Source organism: Buttiauxella sp., from assembly GCF_049686335.1.
Lineage (GTDB): Bacteria > Pseudomonadota > Gammaproteobacteria > Enterobacterales > Enterobacteriaceae > Buttiauxella.
Genome location: NZ_JBAVHX010000015.1, coordinates 72,501 through 89,902 on the forward strand (window position 1 = coordinate 72,501; position 17,402 = coordinate 89,902).

General features: G+C 50.5%; 15 protein-coding genes. 8 read left to right on the top strand and 7 right to left on the bottom strand.

Going from position 1 to position 17,402, the window contains the following annotated elements:
• Positions 1-233 precede the first annotated feature (233 nt).
• On the bottom strand, positions 234-1,739 hold the full coding sequence (proP, locus tag WBL83_RS12675; protein ID WP_424589485.1) for a glycine betaine/L-proline transporter ProP: 1,506 nt from the start codon (positions 1,737-1,739) through the stop codon (positions 234-236).
• Between the two features lie 295 nt (positions 1,740-2,034).
• Here proP and WBL83_RS12680 point away from each other — a divergent pair, with 295 nt between their 5' ends.
• Complete coding sequence (locus WBL83_RS12680) at positions 2,035-3,555, top strand: methyl-accepting chemotaxis protein (protein WP_424589486.1); 1,521 nt, start codon at positions 2,035-2,037, stop codon at positions 3,553-3,555.
• Between the two features lie 98 nt (positions 3,556-3,653).
• The gene (locus tag WBL83_RS12685) at positions 3,654-4,685 is read left to right on the top strand and encodes an NADP-dependent oxidoreductase (RefSeq protein ID WP_424589487.1); all 1,032 of its coding nucleotides are present in this window, start codon (positions 3,654-3,656) and stop codon (positions 4,683-4,685) included.
• A gap of 132 nt (positions 4,686-4,817) precedes the next feature.
• On the opposite strand, the gene WBL83_RS12690 is transcribed toward WBL83_RS12685, so the two are convergent.
• Positions 4,818-5,834, bottom strand: coding sequence for a LacI family DNA-binding transcriptional regulator (locus WBL83_RS12690; RefSeq protein WP_424589488.1), 1,017 nt, complete (start codon positions 5,832-5,834; stop codon positions 4,818-4,820).
• A gap of 292 nt (positions 5,835-6,126) precedes the next feature.
• Here WBL83_RS12690 and ascF point away from each other — a divergent pair, with 292 nt between their 5' ends.
• The 3 genes from ascF to rfbC all read left to right on the top strand — a co-directional run bounded on the left by ascF (position 6,127) and on the right by rfbC (position 9,764).
• Entirely contained in the window at positions 6,127-7,587 is a 1,461-nt protein-coding gene (gene ascF, locus WBL83_RS12695; RefSeq protein ID WP_424589489.1) for a PTS cellobiose/arbutin/salicin transporter subunit IIBC, read from the top strand.
• A gap of 17 nt (positions 7,588-7,604) precedes the next feature.
• The gene (locus tag WBL83_RS12700) at positions 7,605-9,035 is read left to right on the top strand and encodes a 6-phospho-beta-glucosidase (RefSeq protein ID WP_424589490.1); all 1,431 of its coding nucleotides are present in this window, start codon (positions 7,605-7,607) and stop codon (positions 9,033-9,035) included.
• Between the two features lie 180 nt (positions 9,036-9,215).
• Positions 9,216-9,764 (top strand): dTDP-4-dehydrorhamnose 3,5-epimerase, encoded by a 549-nt coding sequence (gene rfbC / locus WBL83_RS12705; protein WP_424589491.1) that lies wholly within the window; start codon positions 9,216-9,218, stop codon positions 9,762-9,764.
• A 67-nt stretch (positions 9,765-9,831) separates the two neighbouring features.
• Here the strand turns inward: rfbC and WBL83_RS12710 are convergent, their stop codons facing one another.
• Positions 9,832-10,779, bottom strand: a complete 948-nt coding sequence (locus WBL83_RS12710) for a LysR family transcriptional regulator (RefSeq protein ID WP_424589492.1) — start codon at positions 10,777-10,779, stop codon at positions 9,832-9,834.
• 170 nt (positions 10,780-10,949) lie between these two features.
• On the opposite strand from WBL83_RS12710, the gene WBL83_RS12715 reads away from it, so the two are divergent.
• From WBL83_RS12715 to WBL83_RS12725, 3 genes are all read left to right on the top strand, one after another.
• A complete protein-coding gene (locus tag WBL83_RS12715) occupies positions 10,950-12,284 on the top strand; it encodes an MFS transporter (RefSeq protein ID WP_424589493.1) in 1,335 nt (444 codons plus the stop codon).
• Between the two features lie 14 nt (positions 12,285-12,298).
• Positions 12,299-13,465 carry a M20 aminoacylase family protein gene (locus tag WBL83_RS12720; RefSeq protein WP_424589494.1) on the top strand — a complete coding sequence of 389 codons (1,167 nt, stop codon included), beginning with the start codon at positions 12,299-12,301 and terminating at the stop codon, positions 13,463-13,465.
• A 140-nt stretch (positions 13,466-13,605) separates the two neighbouring features.
• A complete protein-coding gene (locus WBL83_RS12725) occupies positions 13,606-14,622 on the top strand; it encodes a class I SAM-dependent methyltransferase (protein ID WP_424589495.1) in 1,017 nt (338 codons plus the stop codon).
• 46 nt (positions 14,623-14,668) lie between these two features.
• Here WBL83_RS12725 and WBL83_RS12730 read toward each other — a convergent pair whose 3' ends face one another.
• From WBL83_RS12730 to WBL83_RS12745, 4 genes are all read right to left on the bottom strand, one after another.
• Positions 14,669-15,172 (bottom strand): DUF2501 domain-containing protein, encoded by a 504-nt coding sequence (locus WBL83_RS12730; RefSeq protein ID WP_424589496.1) that lies wholly within the window; start codon positions 15,170-15,172, stop codon positions 14,669-14,671.
• A gap of 115 nt (positions 15,173-15,287) precedes the next feature.
• Complete coding sequence (locus tag WBL83_RS12735; RefSeq protein ID WP_424589497.1) at positions 15,288-15,929, bottom strand: TetR family transcriptional regulator; 642 nt, start codon at positions 15,927-15,929, stop codon at positions 15,288-15,290.
• Between the two features lie 108 nt (positions 15,930-16,037).
• Complete coding sequence (locus WBL83_RS12740; RefSeq protein ID WP_424589498.1) at positions 16,038-16,511, bottom strand: threonine/serine exporter; 474 nt, start codon at positions 16,509-16,511, stop codon at positions 16,038-16,040.
• A complete protein-coding gene (locus tag WBL83_RS12745; protein ID WP_424589499.1) occupies positions 16,502-17,278 on the bottom strand; it encodes a threonine/serine ThrE exporter family protein in 777 nt (258 codons plus the stop codon). The genes WBL83_RS12740 and WBL83_RS12745 overlap by 10 nt, the downstream gene beginning before the upstream one ends.
• Positions 17,279-17,402 lie beyond the last annotated feature (124 nt).

The following is a 17,402-nucleotide window of genomic DNA, read 5'->3' on the forward strand; positions in this document are numbered from 1 at the left end:
CGCGAGCGTTTATCCACCCGACAAAACACCTTTATCACCCTTTGTCAGCCATCTGATATCTATCAATTGTTATTCTTTGAGCAGGCTACGTTAGGTGAGTTATGAATATTCGCAAAGTCCAAAAAATACTTTGCTTATAAATTTTAGACATAACCAATTCCTTCTGAGAATGAGGGTTAAGCCGGAAATGAAAACGCCGGGCAATGGCCCGGCGCTTTGGATAATGCTAAATATTACTCGTTGATGCGAGGATGCTGATCGACCAGGTTGGTACGTTTCGCCTGTAATTCTTCAATCTCACGATCAATATCTTCGATTTTCTGCTCGATATTATCGTGATGCTCCTGAACAATTTCACGCGCCTCAGCAATATCAGACGCCGCAGGTGTTGCCCCTTTCAGCGGTTTATTCGCGGTTTCTTTCATCGTCAGACCGGTTAACAGGCCAATCACCGCCACCACCATCAGATAATAGGCTGGCATCATCAGGTTATCGGTGGTTTCGACTAACCAGGCGGCAACCGTTGGCGTGACACCCGCGACCAGTACCGAAATATTAAAGGCACTTGCCAGCGCACTGTAGCGAATATGCGTTGGGAACATGGCCGGTAATGTCGATGCCATGACGCCGGTAAAGGAGTTCAGAATAACCGCCAGAATCAACAACCCGGCGAATATCAGACCCAGCACATTACTGTTAATCAGAATAAAGGCAGGGATGGAGAAAAGCAGTAACGCGATACTACCGAACACAATAAATGGACGACGGCCAAAACGGTCGCTCAACAAGCCAATCACCGGCTGGACAAACAGCATCCCAATCATGATGGCGATGATAATCAGTACGCCATGTTCTTCGGAATAATGCAGGTTGTGAGACAGGTAACTCGGCATGTACGTCAGCAACATGTAGTAGGTGACGTTGGTCGAAATCACGATACCAATACAGGTCAGCAGGCTGCGCCAGTGTTTGGTGGCAATCTCTTTAAAGGAAACTTTTGGACCGTCTGCCAGCCCTTCTTTATCGCCTTGCTCAAGCTTCTCGACGTGCTGCTGGAATGCCGGTGTCTCTTCAAGCGCGTTACGCAGATACAGACCGATAATCCCTAAAGGCAGGGCAAGGAAGAACGGCAGACGCCAGCCCCATTCGAGGAAGTTTTCTTCACCCACAACGGCTGTTATCAGTACCACCACACCCGCACCACAGACAAAGCCTGCGATGGAGCCGAAGTCCAGCCAGCTTCCCATAAAGCCGCGTTTACGGTCCGGGGAGTACTCCGCTACGAAAATCGAAGCACCGGTGTATTCGCCACCGACTGAGAATCCTTGCGCCATTTTCGCAAGTAACAACAGGATTGGCGCCCAGATACCGATACTCGCGTACGACGGAATAAGACCAATACAGAAGGTACTCAATGACATGATGATGATAGTGATGGACAGGATCTTCTGGCGACCATACTTATCACCCAACATGCCGAAGAACAGGCCACCTAACGGGCGAATCAGGAAGGGAACAGAGAAAGTACCCAGCGCGGCAATCATCTGCACACTTGGGCTGGCATCCGGGAAGAAGATCTTACCCAGGGCGTAGGCTACAAAGCCGTATACGCCAAAATCAAACCATTCCATCGCATTGCCAAGCGATGCCGCGGTAATCGCCTTTTTAAGACGGCTATCGTCGATGATGGTTACGTCACTGACCTTGATAGGTCTGACTCTCTTTTTCCTTTTTAACATTATTATCCTCTTTTTTCCTTGTGGGAGCGAAAACGTCTCCCGTACTAAGTGTAGTGGGGTAGTTAAAAATTGAAGGTTAAAACTCCAGCACTCAACGTCACTATGCAAATTCCATTAATAACTTTATGAAATTATTGGAAAATGTTCATGATCCCTAAAGTCATTATAAAAAATATGGCTTAATTTAAAAAGTGTGATTGCCGTCAAGTTTACCCGCTAAAGTAAATCTTTGCAGCGCCGAAATAACAACACATCAAAAGAATTAACAATAAAATAACCTGCCAAGGGAGTTGCTATGACTGCGCGGACCGCTGCTACACAGCATGAATACCTGCTGAATGAGGACATCACACTGATGTCCACCACCGATTTAAAAAGCACGATTACCCATGCGAACGATGCGTTTGTGAAGGTGAGCGGGTACTCGCTTCAGGAGCTCACCGGTTGCCCGCACAATCTGGTGCGCCATGCCGATATGCCAAAAGCCGCTTTCGCTGACATGTGGTACACCCTGAAACAGGGCGAACCCTGGACCGGTATCGTCAAAAATCAGCGTAAAAATGGCGATCACTATTGGGTGCGGGCGAATGTTGTGCCGGTGGTGCGCAACGGTAAAACCACTGGCTATATGTCAATTCGCACCAAAGCGCAGCCGGAAGAGGTGGCCGCTGTCGAACCACTCTACAAAGCGCTCAAAGAGGGGCGCTGCAAATATCGCCTGTATAAGGGGCTGGTTTTGGGTAAAAGCTGGCTGGGGAAATTACCGGCGTTACCACTGCGCTGGCGCATTCGGATGATAATCATCAGCGCTTTTATGCTGATGTTGGCTGCGTCCATCGCGCTGGGGCAAAGTGGGCTGTCTGTGTTGATTGCAGCAGTGGCGAGCGTTTTAGTCTGCGCACTGCTTGAGTGGCAAATTGCCCGTCCGCTGGAAAACGTGGCGCGTCAGGCGCTGGAAGTAGCGACCGGAAATCAGCAGCGTGTGCTGCATCTCGCCCGAACGGATGAAATCGGCATGACATTGCGGGCTATCGGCCAGCTTGGGCTGATGTGTCGCTGGCTGATTCATGATGTTAGCCATCAGGTGGAAAATGTTCGCAGTGGCAGCGAGACGCTGGCACAGGGCAACGTCGAACTCAATGAACGTACCCGCCAGTCGGTGGTTAATGTGCAGCAAACCGTCTCTACCATGAGCCAGATGGCGGTATCGGTGCAGAACAACTCAGAAACCGCGGCAGCAGCCGATAAACTTTCCAGCTCTGCGAGCCAGGCGGCAACCCATGGCGGCAAAGCGATGGAAACCGTGGTGACGACCATGGCTGACATCGCGGACAGCACGCAACGGATTGGCTCCATCACCAGCTTAATCAACGACATTGCCTTCCAGACCAATATCCTCGCCCTTAACGCCGCCGTAGAAGCCGCGCGCGCCGGGGAACAGGGTAAAGGGTTCGCGGTGGTTGCCGGTGAAGTGCGAAACCTTGCCCAGCGCAGTGCGACTGCGGCGAATGACATCCGCAAGCTTATCGATGCCAGCGCCAGCAAAGTACAGTCAGGCACCATTCAGGTTCACGAAGCCGGGCGCACCATGAATGACATCGTTGAACAGGTGCGCAATGTGACTCAGCTTTTAGGGCAAATCAGCCACGCCACTTCTGAGCAGGCCGAAGGACTGTCTGATTTAACGCGTGCGGTCGCAGAACTGGACGCTATCACGCAAAAAAATGCCGCGTTAGTGGAAGAAAGTGCCGAAGTGTCTGCAATGGTGAAGCACCGCGCAACGCGACTGGAAGATGCGGTGACGGTTTTGCATTAAATTCTATAAGGCACATATTTCACCGCACTCTCGCGAATTTTTAGCTAGTCTGGGACAGATTGACCGTTTACTCACGACCCTAATCTATGGAGAGCGTTATGACGCAGTCGTCCCAAACTAACCGTCGCTTTGTGCTGGCAAAACGCCCGCAAGGTATGCCAACGGATAAAGATATTCTTCTCGAAGAAGTCCCTGTACCACAGCCTGCCGCGGGTGAGTTATTGCTGCGCACCCTCTATTTATCCCTCGACCCATATATGCGCGGGCGCATGGATGATGCCCAGTCTTACTCGGCACCGCTGGCGATTGGTGACGTTATCGGCGCAGGTACGGTTTGTCGTGTCGAGAAATCTGAACACGCAGATTACAAGGCTGGTGACCTGGTGCTGGCCTACACCGGCTGGCAGGATTACGCGCTGTCTAACGGCGAAGGCTTAGAGAAACTCGACCCGAATATGCAACACCCTTCGTATGCGCTCGGTTTACTCGGCATGCCTGGTTTTACCGGTTATATGGGGCTGACCGATATTGGTGAGCCTAAAGCGGGGGAAACGGTAGTCGTTGCGGCAGCCAGTGGGGCAGTCGGCTCGGTAGTGGGGCAAGTGGCAAAATTGCGCGGAGCAAAAGTCGTGGGTATCGCGGGTGGCGAAGATAAATGCCGCTACGTGACCGAGACCTTAAAATTCGATGCCTGCATCGACCACAAAGCGCCAGATTTTGCTGAGCAGTTGAAAAAGGCCTGTGACAAAGGCATCGACGTCTATTTTGAAAACGTCGGTGGCGCGGTGTTTGATGCGGTATTGCCGTTGCTTAATACCAAAGCGCGTATTCCTGTGTGCGGTGTCATCAGCCAGTACAACGGCATGAATAGCGCCTTTGAACAGGACCGTTTGCCGCTGCTAATGGGTACCATCCTGAAAAAACGTCTGCGCGTACAAGGCTTTATTATTTCGCAGGATTACGCCGATAGTTATCCAGAATTCTTTAAACAAATGAGCCAGTGGCTGGCGGAAGGGAAAATTCAATTCCGTGAAGATATTGTTGATGGCCTGGAGAACAGCGTAGAAGCGTTTCGCGGTCTGTTAGTCGGCAAGAACTTTGGTAAGTTGATTGTGAAAGTCGCTGACTAAGATGAAAACGGTGGATGACGCTAACGCTTATCCACCCGACCACTAGGTGAAAATGGTGGATGACGCTGACGCTTATCCACCTGACCACACTCTTTTGTAGGTCGGATAAGCGCAGCGTCATCCGACATTTTTTTACTTTATATATGGCCCATCGGCCACTGAATTTCGTACCAGTAATTCCGAGGTGAAAACATTCTCTTTCGATAAATACCCGCCATCTAACATCGATATTAAACGGCTGATCACTTCACTTATCATTTCGCTTACCGGATCTTTAATACTCGATAATGCCGGTGAAAGATAAGGGGCAGTCGGAATATTATCAAAGCCGAGCAGGGATATTTCCTGCGGTACTGAAATTCCCAAATCACTTAATTTTTTCATCGCGCCGACTGCCATTTCGTCATTACTGGCAAGGATCGCGCTGACCTTCTGCTTGCGGGAAAGCAGCGTTTCTACTGCTGACACTCCACTGTCTGGCGTCCATTTACCTTGTACGATCAGCGCGTCGTTTACCCCAATATCATATTGATTTAACGCTTCTTTGTAACCGGCTAAACGCTCAATTGCGGTCGGCGAGTCCATGGTGCCAGTAATAAAGGCAATATCATGATGCCCACGCTCAATAAGATATTTAGTCGCGAGGAAACTGGAGCCTTTGTGGTCACAACAAATACAGTGGCTTTGGTGTTTTCTTAATTTTCGGTTCACCACCATAATCGGTTGCTTATGCTGGTCAATAATTTCGTCCATTTCATCAATGGTCAAAAAACGCGGGTAAATAATTACCGCATCGCAGCGCAAATCGAGCAAGAATTGAATCGCTTCACGCTCTTCTTGTGCGCTGTGTTTGCCATCCACCAGAATAAGCTGGCGGCCATTATCTTCTAATTTCTTCGCCGCCTGCGACAGTATTTCACTGAAATAACTGCCGTTATACAGGGTATTGGTCACCACTAAACCGATGCATTCTGATTTATTCGTCGCCAGATTTCGCGCCAGTAAATTAGGGCGATATCCCGCCTCTTCAATCGCTTTATAGACCTGCTCTTTTGTAGCTTCGCTGACGTATCCCTTGCCGGATAAAACGCGTGAAACGGTCGCTTTTGAGACACCGGCTTTCTGTGCCACTTCTAGCATTGTCGACATGGGAGCTTCCTGGCTTTATTGAATGCCCCATTTTACACATTCCCGGCGACAAAATACTGCTCCACGGGGAGTGTCTTGCATTCAGACTCGCCGGTTATGGCGATCGTCATCACAAAATTCACAATCTGTAAAATTAGTATTTGATCTGTTTGTTGGGCGTGGTCAATCTAATGTGGAACCGGTTACCTACCTCTCAGTCCCTACTAGTCGATGCGGTGAAACCGGAAAGAATATTCATAACTAAATGAATTTAAATATAAAACTAGAGTGTCATACGAAAGAGTGGTAACTCATGGCTAAGAATTATGCAGCAGTATCTCAGTCGATAGTCGACGCAATTGGTGGTGCGGAAAACGTAGGTGCGGTGACACACTGCATGACGCGTTTGCGGTTTGTGTTAAACGACGACAGCCGCGTAGATACTGCAAAGCTCAAATCCATTAATGGTGTATTGGGCGTAGTTCGTAGCGAAAATCAATGCCAGGTGATTATCGGTAACACCGTTTCTCAGGCGTATGCCGAAGTGCTGAAACTGCTTCCTGAAGGCATGCAGCCGGCGGTACCTGCCAACGGTAAAAACAAAATCACGCTGAAGCGTATCGGGGCAGGGATTCTGGATGCGCTGATTGGTACCATGTCGCCGTTGATTCCCGCGATTATCGGCGGGTCGATGGTCAAACTGCTGGCGATGATTCTTGATATGACCGGCGTGTTTGGCAAAGGCTCCTCCACGCTCATCATCCTCAACGTGATTGGCGATGGCGCATTCTTCTTCCTGCCGGTAATGGTTGCGGCGTCCGCAGCAATAAAATTCAAAACCAATATGTCGCTGGCTATCGCTATCGCCGGTGTGTTGGTGCACCCAAACTTTGTTGACCTGATGGCAAAAGCTGCACAAGGCCAACCGGTTGAATTTATGGGTTTATCGGTTACTGCGGTGAAATACACCTATACCGTGATCCCTGCGTTATGCATGACCTGGTTGCTTTCTTACATTGAAAGATGGGTTGACCGTATCACGCCTGCAGTGACAAAAAACTTCCTCAAGCCGATGCTGATTGTGCTTATCTCCGCACCTATCGCCATCATGCTGATTGGCCCGTTGGGCATCTGGATTGGTAGCGGAATTTCTTCACTGGTTTACACCATTCACAGCTATCTGGGCTGGTTGTCGGTGGCGATTATGGGCGCCCTGTGGCCGCTGCTGGTGATGACCGGTATGCACCGCGTATTTACACCGTCTATTATTCAGACCATTGCCGAAACGGGCAAAGAAGGCATGGTTATGCCATCTGAGATTGGGGCCAACCTCTCTTTGGGTGGTTCATCACTGGCCGTAGCGTGGAAAACCAAAAACCCTGAACTGCGCCAGACGGCACTCGCTGCTGCGGCATCGGCGATAGTGGCGGGTATTTCAGAGCCAGCACTTTACGGTGTGGCGGTACGTTTGAAACGCCCACTGATTGCGGCATTAATCAGTGGTTTTGTCTGCGGCGCTGTCGCAGGAATTGGTGGGCTGGCGAGCCATTCCATGGCCTCTCCAGGCCTGTTCACCAGTGTGCAGTTCTTTGATCCAGCAAATCCAATGAGCATCGTTTGGGTGTTTGGCGTGATGATTCTGGCCGTAGTGCTCTCTTTCTTCCTGACGTTAATCCTGGGCTTTGAAGATATCCCAGTTGAGCAGAGCGACGAGAAAGAGCCCATCCAGCCAAACGCCGTTGTTGCACCGCAACATGCTGTAAACGTTAACTAACTTAGAAGAGGGACTTTATGTCAGCATCCATTTTTCCAGATGACTTTTTATGGGGCGGTGCCATCGCGGCAAACCAGGCTGAAGGCGCCTACCTCGAAGGTGGAAAAGGGCTTTCCACGGTCGATACCATTCCCCACGGCGAGCATCGTCTGGCGGTAAAACTGGGTTTAGAAAAACGTTTTGCACTGCGTGATGATGAATTTTACCCAAGCCACGAGGCAATCGATTTTTATCATCGCTACAAAGATGATATTGCCCTGATGGCGGAGATGGGTTTTACCGTTTTCCGTACTTCGATTGCCTGGAGCCGCATCTTCCCGAAAGGGGATGAGAAAGAGCCAAACGCCGAAGGTATCGCTTTTTACCGTGACCTGTTTGCCGAGTGCAAAAAACATAATATCGAACCGCTGGTGACGCTGTGCCACTTTGATGTCCCGATGCATTTGGTGCAGGAATATGGTTCGTGGCGCAGCCGCAAAATGGTGGAGTTTTTCACCCATTACGCCCGTACCTGTTTTGAAGCCTTTGACGGTCTGGTGAAATACTGGCTTACCTTTAACGAAATCAATATTTTACTGCATGCTCCTTTTTCTGGTGCAGGTCTGGTCTTCGAAGAAGGCGATAACAAAGAACAAGTGAAATATCAGGCAGCACACCACGAACTGATTGCCAGTGCTTTAGTGACCAAAATTGCTCACGAAGTTAACCCAGACAATCAGGTCGGATGCATGCTGGCAGGCGGGAATTTCTATCCGTATTCCTGCAAACCTGAAGATGTCTGGGCTGCGCTTGAAAAAGATCGTGAGAACCTGTTCTTTATCGATGTGCAGGCGCGTGGTGCCTACCCGTCGTACGCCAAACGTCTGTTCCGCGAGAAGGGCTTTGAGCTGGAAGTGCAGCCAGGCGATGACGAGATCCTCAAGAATACCGTCGATTTTGTCTCGTTCAGTTACTACGCCTCGCGTTGTGCTTCAGGGGATATGAACGAGCTCAACAGCAATGCGGCAAACATCGTGAAGTCCTTGAAAAACCCGTACATTGAAGCGAGTGAATGGGGATGGGGCATTGATCCACTTGGCCTGCGCATTACCATGAACATGATGTACGACCGCTACCAGAAGCCACTCTTCCTCGTTGAAAACGGTCTGGGTGCAAAAGATGAAGTCAACGCGCAGGGTGAAATCAACGACGACTATCGTATTAGCTACCTGCGTGAGCACATCAAAGCGATGGCTGACGCTATCGAAGATGGTATTCCGGTTATCGGCTACACCTCATGGGGCTGCATTGATTTGGTTTCTGCATCGACAGGTGAAATGAGCAAGCGCTACGGTTTCATCTATGTTGATCGCGACGACCAGGGCAACGGCACGCTGACCCGTACGCGTAAAAAATCGTTCTACTGGTATAAGAAAGTGATCGCCAGCAATGGTGGGGATTTAAGCTAGTTTGCCCGTCTGGTGCCCCGATTTAATCGTCGGGGTGCCGTACCCGGTTTTCACTCTTGTCTTCTGCGTCTGGTGACATTTCTTTCCGCAATTCCACGGGTTGCCTTTTTTCTGGGGGCTGATTGTCCGGCCCAGATACGATAATATGTGCGTCCAATCTCTCTTCACAAAAAGATAGTCATGAATATTATTCAAACTAAAATTCCAGAAGTCCTTATTTTTGAACCAAAAGTTTTCGGTGATGACCGCGGATTTTTCTTTGAAAGCTTTAATCAGAAAGTATTTGAAGAAGCGGTAGGGCGTCCGGTTAATTTTGTTCAGGATAATCATTCAAAATCTTGCAAGGGCGTGCTGCGCGGTTTGCATTACCAGTTGGCACCGAATGCCCAGGCAAAACTGGTGCGTTGTGCGGTAGGTGAAGTGTTTGATGTCGCAGTGGACATCCGCCAACATTCTGCAACGTTTGGTCAGTGGGTGGGCGTTTTGTTAAGTGCTGAGAATAAACGCCAGTTGTGGATCCCTGAAGGTTTTGCACACGGTTTTATGACCGTCAGTGATGAAGCTGAGTTTTTGTATAAAACCACTAACTTCTACGCGCCACAAAGCGATCGCAGCATTCTCTGGGAAGATCGCGATATTGGCATCTCCTGGCCTGAAATTGATGCGCCGCGTCTGTTGTCCGATAAAGATCGCCAGGCGAAAAGCTTCAAAGACGCTGACTATTTTTAATCGAATTTTGCTGCAGAAATAGCTTAAAATAGTTTGTTATCTCAAGGGGTTGTGCCTGCGACCCCTGTTATTCCCCAGTCCTGCCCCGCACCACCATCTCCAACGCATCGCTATCTTGTAACCAGTCCCGCGTGTTGATTCTCAGCATTTCCATAAAGGTATGCCCGGCACTGGAGAGGCGTCCTATATTCGGGCACAGAATGCTGATACTGCTGGCGGGAAGAACTTCGCGCAGCAGCAATGGGCGCAAGTTTGCGCTGTAGCCTGGAAAGCGCAGGCGCACTGAGGTCCACATGCTGACCATATCCGTTTGTTCCATCATGCGGGCCATAATCCACGGCGATGAACAATGGATGATGTTTTGCGGCAGCGGCAGGTTGTAGCGTCGGAAAACCTGGCCAAGAATCGAATGCTCGCCGGGTTCATCCCAGTCCAGCCACGGATAATCCATCAATTTCTTTAGCGAAGTCGTATGCGTGACCGGATGGTGGCTCCCGGCAATTATCGTGTTACTCAGCGCATACAATGTTTCGTTATACATGCCGTTTGGCACTTCGTTACTGGCGCTGGTGATGACCGCGATATCCAGGCGCTGATTTTCCAACGCATGATGAATTTGTTGCGGTCTGCCTTCCATTACGATCAGTTTCACGCCGGCATAACGAGCCTGAAATTGAATGACCGTTTGGGTAAATGGCCCGTAGGAGGCGGCAGATGTGAATCCCACGCGTAACTGGCGCATGGCTTTACCCAGCAGATTGTCGATTTCGTCACGCGCCTGGTGCAGCGAGCGGTCGATGTCTCGCGCATGTCGCAGCAGAACTTGTCCGTACTCATTTAACGTTACGCCGCGTGATGAGCGTTGCAGAATCGGCATGCCGATTTCCGCCTCCATCTCCTGAATAGTTTTAGAAATCGCTGGTTGTGTGAGGTGTAACGCTTTTGCTGCTTTGCCAATGCTGCCCTGTGCGGCAACTTCCAACAAAATATCTAACTGATTTAGTTTGATTTTCAATTTTCGGTCCCGCCTGATTCATCACCGTGGTGCAAATTTTGCCCTCTAACAATACAAATAAGATAACCAAAGGCATAACTAATTTTTATGATTGTAATGTTCTTTTTTTATGCAGATAGTGAATTAAACCCCAGTTTGTTTACATCTGAGTAACAAAATAGGAAGTGAGCATGAAACAACGTGTCAGCTATGCCCAGGCGGATGCCGGGATCTCAGCATCGCTTCCGAATCAGGCGGCTTTGGTCCCGGAGCGCGCTAACGCTAAGTCGCTGGTGGCGGTAACCATCGGCAATGGCCTCGAGATCTACGACTTTGCGGTTTACAGTTTTTTCTCGGTGATCATTGGTCATCTGTTTTTCCCGAGCAGCAATGATTACACCTCGCTGCTGCTGGCGGTGGCGACATTTGGCGTGGGGTTTGTGATGCGCCCGCTCGGTAGCATGGTGTTAGGCAGCTATGCCGATAAACACGGACGTAAAGCGGCCATGACGCTGATCCTCGGGCTAATGTCTTTAGGGGTGATGATGGTGGCGTTTGCCCCGACCTATCATCAGGTCGGGATTATGGCTCCCATCGTCCTGGTAGCGGGACGCATGTTGCAGGGCTTTTCTGCTGGTGGCGAAGTGGGGGCGGCGACATCGTGGTTGATGGAAGCCGGGGATAAGTCTCGCCGCGGCGCGCGAGTGAGCTGGCAGATGACCAGCCAGGGCGGAGCGGCACTTTTCGGTGCGGCAATGGGCGCAGGTCTGAGTCATGTTCTGAGCGAACAGCAGCTGTATGACTGGGGCTGGCGTATCCCGTTTATTGTTGGCCTGGCGATAATGCCGATTGGTTTGTACATCCGTCGCCAACTTGAAGAAACGCATTCAGCCACACCTGGCCCGAAGGCAGAAAGTTCAGCATTTACCCTGTGGCGTGAACATCGCCGCGCCCTGTTACTGGGCATTTTGCTGGTGATGAAAGGCACCACCACTTTTTACATCATCATCTACTACATGCCCGCGTATATGGTTAACACGTTGCATATGCCTGCCAGCACTTCGTGGTGGGTGAGCTTGACCGCTGCGGCGTTAACGCTAATTGTGCCGTTCTTTGGCGGCAAACTGGCAGACAAATTACCACGGCGCAAACCGATCTTGATCGGCTGTGCGGTAGGATCATTCATCCTGATTTGGCCGATCTTCGCCTCGATTCTGCATGGCGCACCGCTCGGGGTCACCCTTCTACTGATAGCCCTGGATCAGATCCTCGCGAACATCAGTTCTGCGGCATTTTTCCTGTTGATCCTCGAAGCATTTCCAAAAGCTGTTCGCGCCTCCGGTATGGCAATGGTTTATGCCATTGGCGTTACGTTGTTTGGTGGATTCGCACAATTGATCGTGACCTGGTTGTTGAAAGTCACCGGACAACCGATGGCTCCGGCCTGGTATCTCATGTTCTGCGCTATCGTGACTTTTTCAGCATTAGTTGCCTGGCACGAACGCAAAACTTACTGTGATGAATAAAAAGGAATAACCCTATGCTTATTAAAGAAATTCTCGATTACGAAGAAGAGATGATTGCCATTCGTCGTGATTTCCATCAGCACCCGGAGTTAGGTTTTGAAGAGTTCCGCACCAGCGATCGCATTGCTGAACTGCTGACTGGCTGGGGTTACGAGGTACATCGCGGATTGGGCGGCACCGGAGTGGTAGGGACACTGAAATCAGGAACCGGAACTCAGCGTCTGGGCATTCGTGCTGATATGGATGCGTTGCCTATGCAAGAACAAACCGGGTTACCATGGGCGAGTGTGGTCGAAGGGAAAATGCATGCCTGCGGACACGACGGACATTGCGCCATTTTGCTGTCAGCTGCGCGTTATCTGGCAGAGCATCGCCCATTCAGCGGTACTCTCCACCTGATTTTCCAGCCGTCAGAAGAGTCTGTTGGTGGCGCCAAACGAATGATTGATGACGGCTTATTTAAGCTGTTCCCGTGTGATGCGGTGTTTGGTCTGCACAATTTCCCATTGCTGCCAGCAGGCGAGATCGCGACAAAACCCGGCGCGTTGATGGCTTCATCCGACAGCATGACAATCACGCTGGAAGGCAAGGGCGGACATGGATCGATGCCGGAGCACTGTATCGATCCTACCGTGGCCGGAGCCTCGATCGTCATGGCGCTGCAAACCATTGTGTCGCGCAATGTGGATCCGCAGGATTCCGCGGTGGTCACTGTGGGAAGTCTGCAAAGCGGCACCACACACAACATCATCCCGCACAGCGCCGTGCTCAAGCTCAATATGCGTACTTTCAAATCGGAAGTCCGTGACGCCGTGAAACAACGTATTCAGAAACTGGTGCATTCTCAGGCTGAAAGCTTCGGCGTGAAGGCCTCGATCGCGGTGGATTTCGGTTATCCGGTGACGGTGAATGATCCTCAGCAGACCGAGTTTGCATTACAGGTAGCACGTGATGTTTTTGGTACTGATAAGGTTGCGGATCCGGCGCAGGTGAAAAGTGCCATGGGCAGCGAGGACTTCTCATTTATGTTGGAAGAAGTGCCGGGCTGCTATTTGTGGTTGGGTACTGCAACGGGCAACAATGATTACTCGGTTCACCACCCGCTCTATCAGTTTAACGATGCCTGTATTTCAGGTGGGGCGACCTATTGGGTCAAATTAACCGAGTCATTTTTACGCTGATCCTCAGCCCTCGCCTGGCTTAACGCGCGGTGAGGGCGCACTTCTCAAGCGGTAATTCTGCCGTAAAATTACAACTTTCTGCTGACGGTAAATAACCCTGAATTTTCTACACTGAAAGAAAATGTCCGCAGAGGTTCTACATGCCCTGGCAACCTTTTCTCTCAGTGATCCCGGGATCGGTGCCTGCGGATCTTGCCATTAAACACATCACTTGCAGCGACATAAGTGATAACTGGCCGATGAAGGATCAGGTTGTAGAGCAGATCGATGACATCAATCAACAGCTCGCCTGCGATCTCTCGTTAGAAGCCCCGGAAATATTTGTAGATAACCTGGGGAAGCGGCGGATCCGCTGCCGTAACAAACTCTCCGAACAAGCTTTTCGTTCCCGCCCCGCCCTGGAGGAGTGGCGTTGCCAGCTGGTTCCTACAGCGCTTGCCCTGTGGGCTGTGCAACATCCACTGGCGGTGAGATTAATCAGCGGTGGCGAAATGGATCTCAATAGTCGTCCGTGGTTTATTCACGCCAATGATGCGCGAGGTATTCGTTCCCGCGCAAAAGTGATGGCCGCCATTGCCGATTTTCATCTTAATGACAGTGTTGCTGCCAACTGGATTAGCCTCGCTTGCGGCGCGGCAGTGCCGGTCCTCAAGACTCTGCACAGTGCAAAATTGAAGTCGCAGAAATTTACCTTATTGCTGATTGATCATGACAGGCAATCGCTGAAGTTTGCCCGTGGTCTGGCGACACAATATGGACTGGTGGAAGGGCAGCATTTTCAGCTGCTGATGCGCAATTTATTCGACCGCATGATTGTCACTGACAAACTCGTGCAGGAACTGGGCGAGCAGTCCGCGGAATTAGTCGACGGGTTAGGGATTTTCGAATATTTCTCGGAGTCTGAGGCGGTGCATTTTATTCGCCACGCGTTACGTTTGGTTAAACCTGGCGGCGTGCTGATTATTTCGAATATGCTTAAAACCAGTCCACAAATTGATTTCGCTTTGCGTTGTGTTGGCTGGACGACGATTTATCCGCGCACGCTTTTCGAGCTCAGAGAAATTATTCTGGCTGCGGGGATTAATCTGCAGAATGTGACCGTAACACTTCCCAGTGATGGGGTTTACGCGGTGATGGAAATTAATGTGCGGGAATAGAATGCTTTTAAAATCCTGCTCCTGAAATAAGGAGCAGGAGAATTTATTAACCCAGGTAATTCATGCCCTGTTTCAGGACAAAATCACAGGCCTGAGTTTTCACTTTTTCTGCCAGCGGCGAGCTGCCGATGGTTTGCAGATTCAGTTGCTGGCCTTTGCCGGTGTTCAGCAGACCCATCAAACCCTGAGTGTAATCTTGTGGCTGAGTCTCTTTCGTGCCGCTATCCAGGCCCAGTTTATCCAGAAGCTGGTTTTTGACGTTTTCTGGATTGGTGGCGGAGACCAGTTTGTTGTTCATGCAGTACTGCAAAATACCCGCCGCGTTGGTCATGGTGTTAGCGCTCAGGGCGTTAGTCCCACTGGCGAGCAGGCTGCTCAGTGATGCTGCAGAGTTGCCCGTGGTGCCGGTAGTACCAGTACTGCTTGTGGATTTGCTCAACTCACTTGCCGCACTACTCAGCTGATCCTGCCAGCTTGCCGCTACTGCCTGCCCGGCAAAAATGGATGCTGCCAGTGCCAGAGCACACGTGACCTTATTGTTTGCTTTCATCTGCTTATACTCTTTTATATAACCTGCATCGCAGGAGAATTTCCTCGAGTATACCGCTTTATCTGGGCCCTTCGGAGCCTGGAGAGTTCTTAAAACATCCAGAAAGCATGATTTATTAGGGGCCAATGTAACGCAGCACCACTTTTACCGCCATTTCCCGATAATGGGAGGTGCTATCAACCGGTTCGCTTCCATCTTCAAACAGGTTTGAAAAGGTGTAGCTGTTTGCCACATGGTAGAAGCTAAAGCTACTGATCAGGCGGTGAACATCTTTGGCGGTAACGAGTTTGTTGAAGAGCTGTTTTTCCTGGCCGCGAGTCAGCACATCTTCCAGTAATTCCAGCGCACTGCGGTTTATCTCGCGCAGGTAAGTGGACTCTTTGACGAAACGCCCACGCTGCATGTTTTCCATGCAGATAATACGAATGAAATCGGGATGCGTGGCGTGGAAATCAAAGGTCCATTCCACCAGTTCCACCATCGCTTCTACTGGCGGCTGGTTGGAGAGATTCAGTTGGCGCTCACAGCTACGAATCTGGGTGTAGACATATTCCAGCACCTGAACGTATAGCAACTCTTTGGTTTTGAAGTGATAAACCACCATCCGTTTGGTGGTATTTGCCTTCTCTGCAATTTGCTCCATGCGTGCGCCGTTAAGGCCAAATTCAGCGAACAAACTAATGGCGCTGAAGAAAATCTTTTCTTTCAAACTGGCGTCGTCAAAACGCTCCGGAAGATAAATTTCGTGGGTTTCCACGCAAGGCTCCTTAATGTCATCAGGCCGCTGGTACCGCCCAGGCCTGATGACATTAAAACAAGTTTGCGCAGGCAAAGCACTGCCGAGTTATCGAAGCCCTGAAACACATCACACTCGTGGATGTTTGCGGTACAGCCACAAGCCGGGAATCGATAGGCCAATCGATAGGGCGCCAAGGATAAACGAGGCTTTGAGGAAGTTAGTGAGTAGCTGAATCATCAGGTCTTCGGTGTAACCAAAGTGGCTCAGTTTCACGGCAGAAATCATTGCGGTGTAGGCGGAGATGCCTGGGAACATCGGAATGACGGCCGCCACGGTAAAGACTTTCGGATGTGCCAGATACCAGCGCGACCACTGGATACCGATGCTGCCCACCAGAAGTGAAGCGATAAACGTGCTCCATTCAATGTTCAAACCGGCTGTTATCATCGCCATTCTGGAGCCGTGGCCAATTGCGCCCAGCAACGCGCAATAGGGCAAAGCACGTTGGGGAACGTTAAACACCAGCGCAAAACCGACGGCGGGAATGGCTGCCAGCGCCATGTCCTGGATCAGCGCCAGTAAAAAGTCGACTATTCCCATCCTTTCAGCCCCCATAACGACATCGCCATCACGACACCAATGCAGGTGGCAAGCGTGAGTAAACTGGCCATTGCCCATCGCGCAAGGCCGGTGTTGACGTGACCTTTAAACATATCGGCAACGGCGTTGATCAGTGGAAAACCCGGCACCAGCAGCAGCACGCTTGCCGCCATCGCAATGTTTGAGGTCGTTGCGAATGGGCCTTTGGCAATCAGCAGCCCTGAAATCGTGGTCGCAACAAATGCCGTAATGCAGAAGTTAATTTGTGGATGCAGATGGCGTGCAGTGAGCAGCAACCGCACATACATTGCCACCGAACTGGCAACGAAGGCGACGAAGGCGCCATCCCACCCGCCATGATTGAGCTTACAGAAACATCCGCAAGAAAGACCGACCATCAACACCACTAACCAACGGGGATAGCGCAGAGGTTTAATGTGCGAAAAGCGTTTCAAAACATCTTTATGATCCAGCAGCTTATGTTCTGCCATGATCACGATGTGTTGTACTTCCGTCACGACGTGCATGTTGATGCCACGGTCGATGTTCTTGCGCGTCGTAGTGAGACACTGATTGTCTTTGATGGTACTGAGCACGATGGCGTTCGCTGAAATTGAGCTTTCAACGCTATCCATCCCTAATGCCATGCCCAAACGGCAGGAAAGCTCTTCAACCAGGGCGCTTTCTGCTCCGTGCTGCAGCAAAAAAAGCCCACACTGAATGCAGAGTCGGGTGACTTCACGTTGGGGGTTTACATCTGTCGACATGCCTGGCCTATGAAAGATGAAAAGCGACATCTGTCGCTCAAATTTTAACATCCTCCATTATTAACATAGGCCGACCCCTGTACTCAGGCGCGCCAGATCAACATTTAGCGTAATAACGGATTTC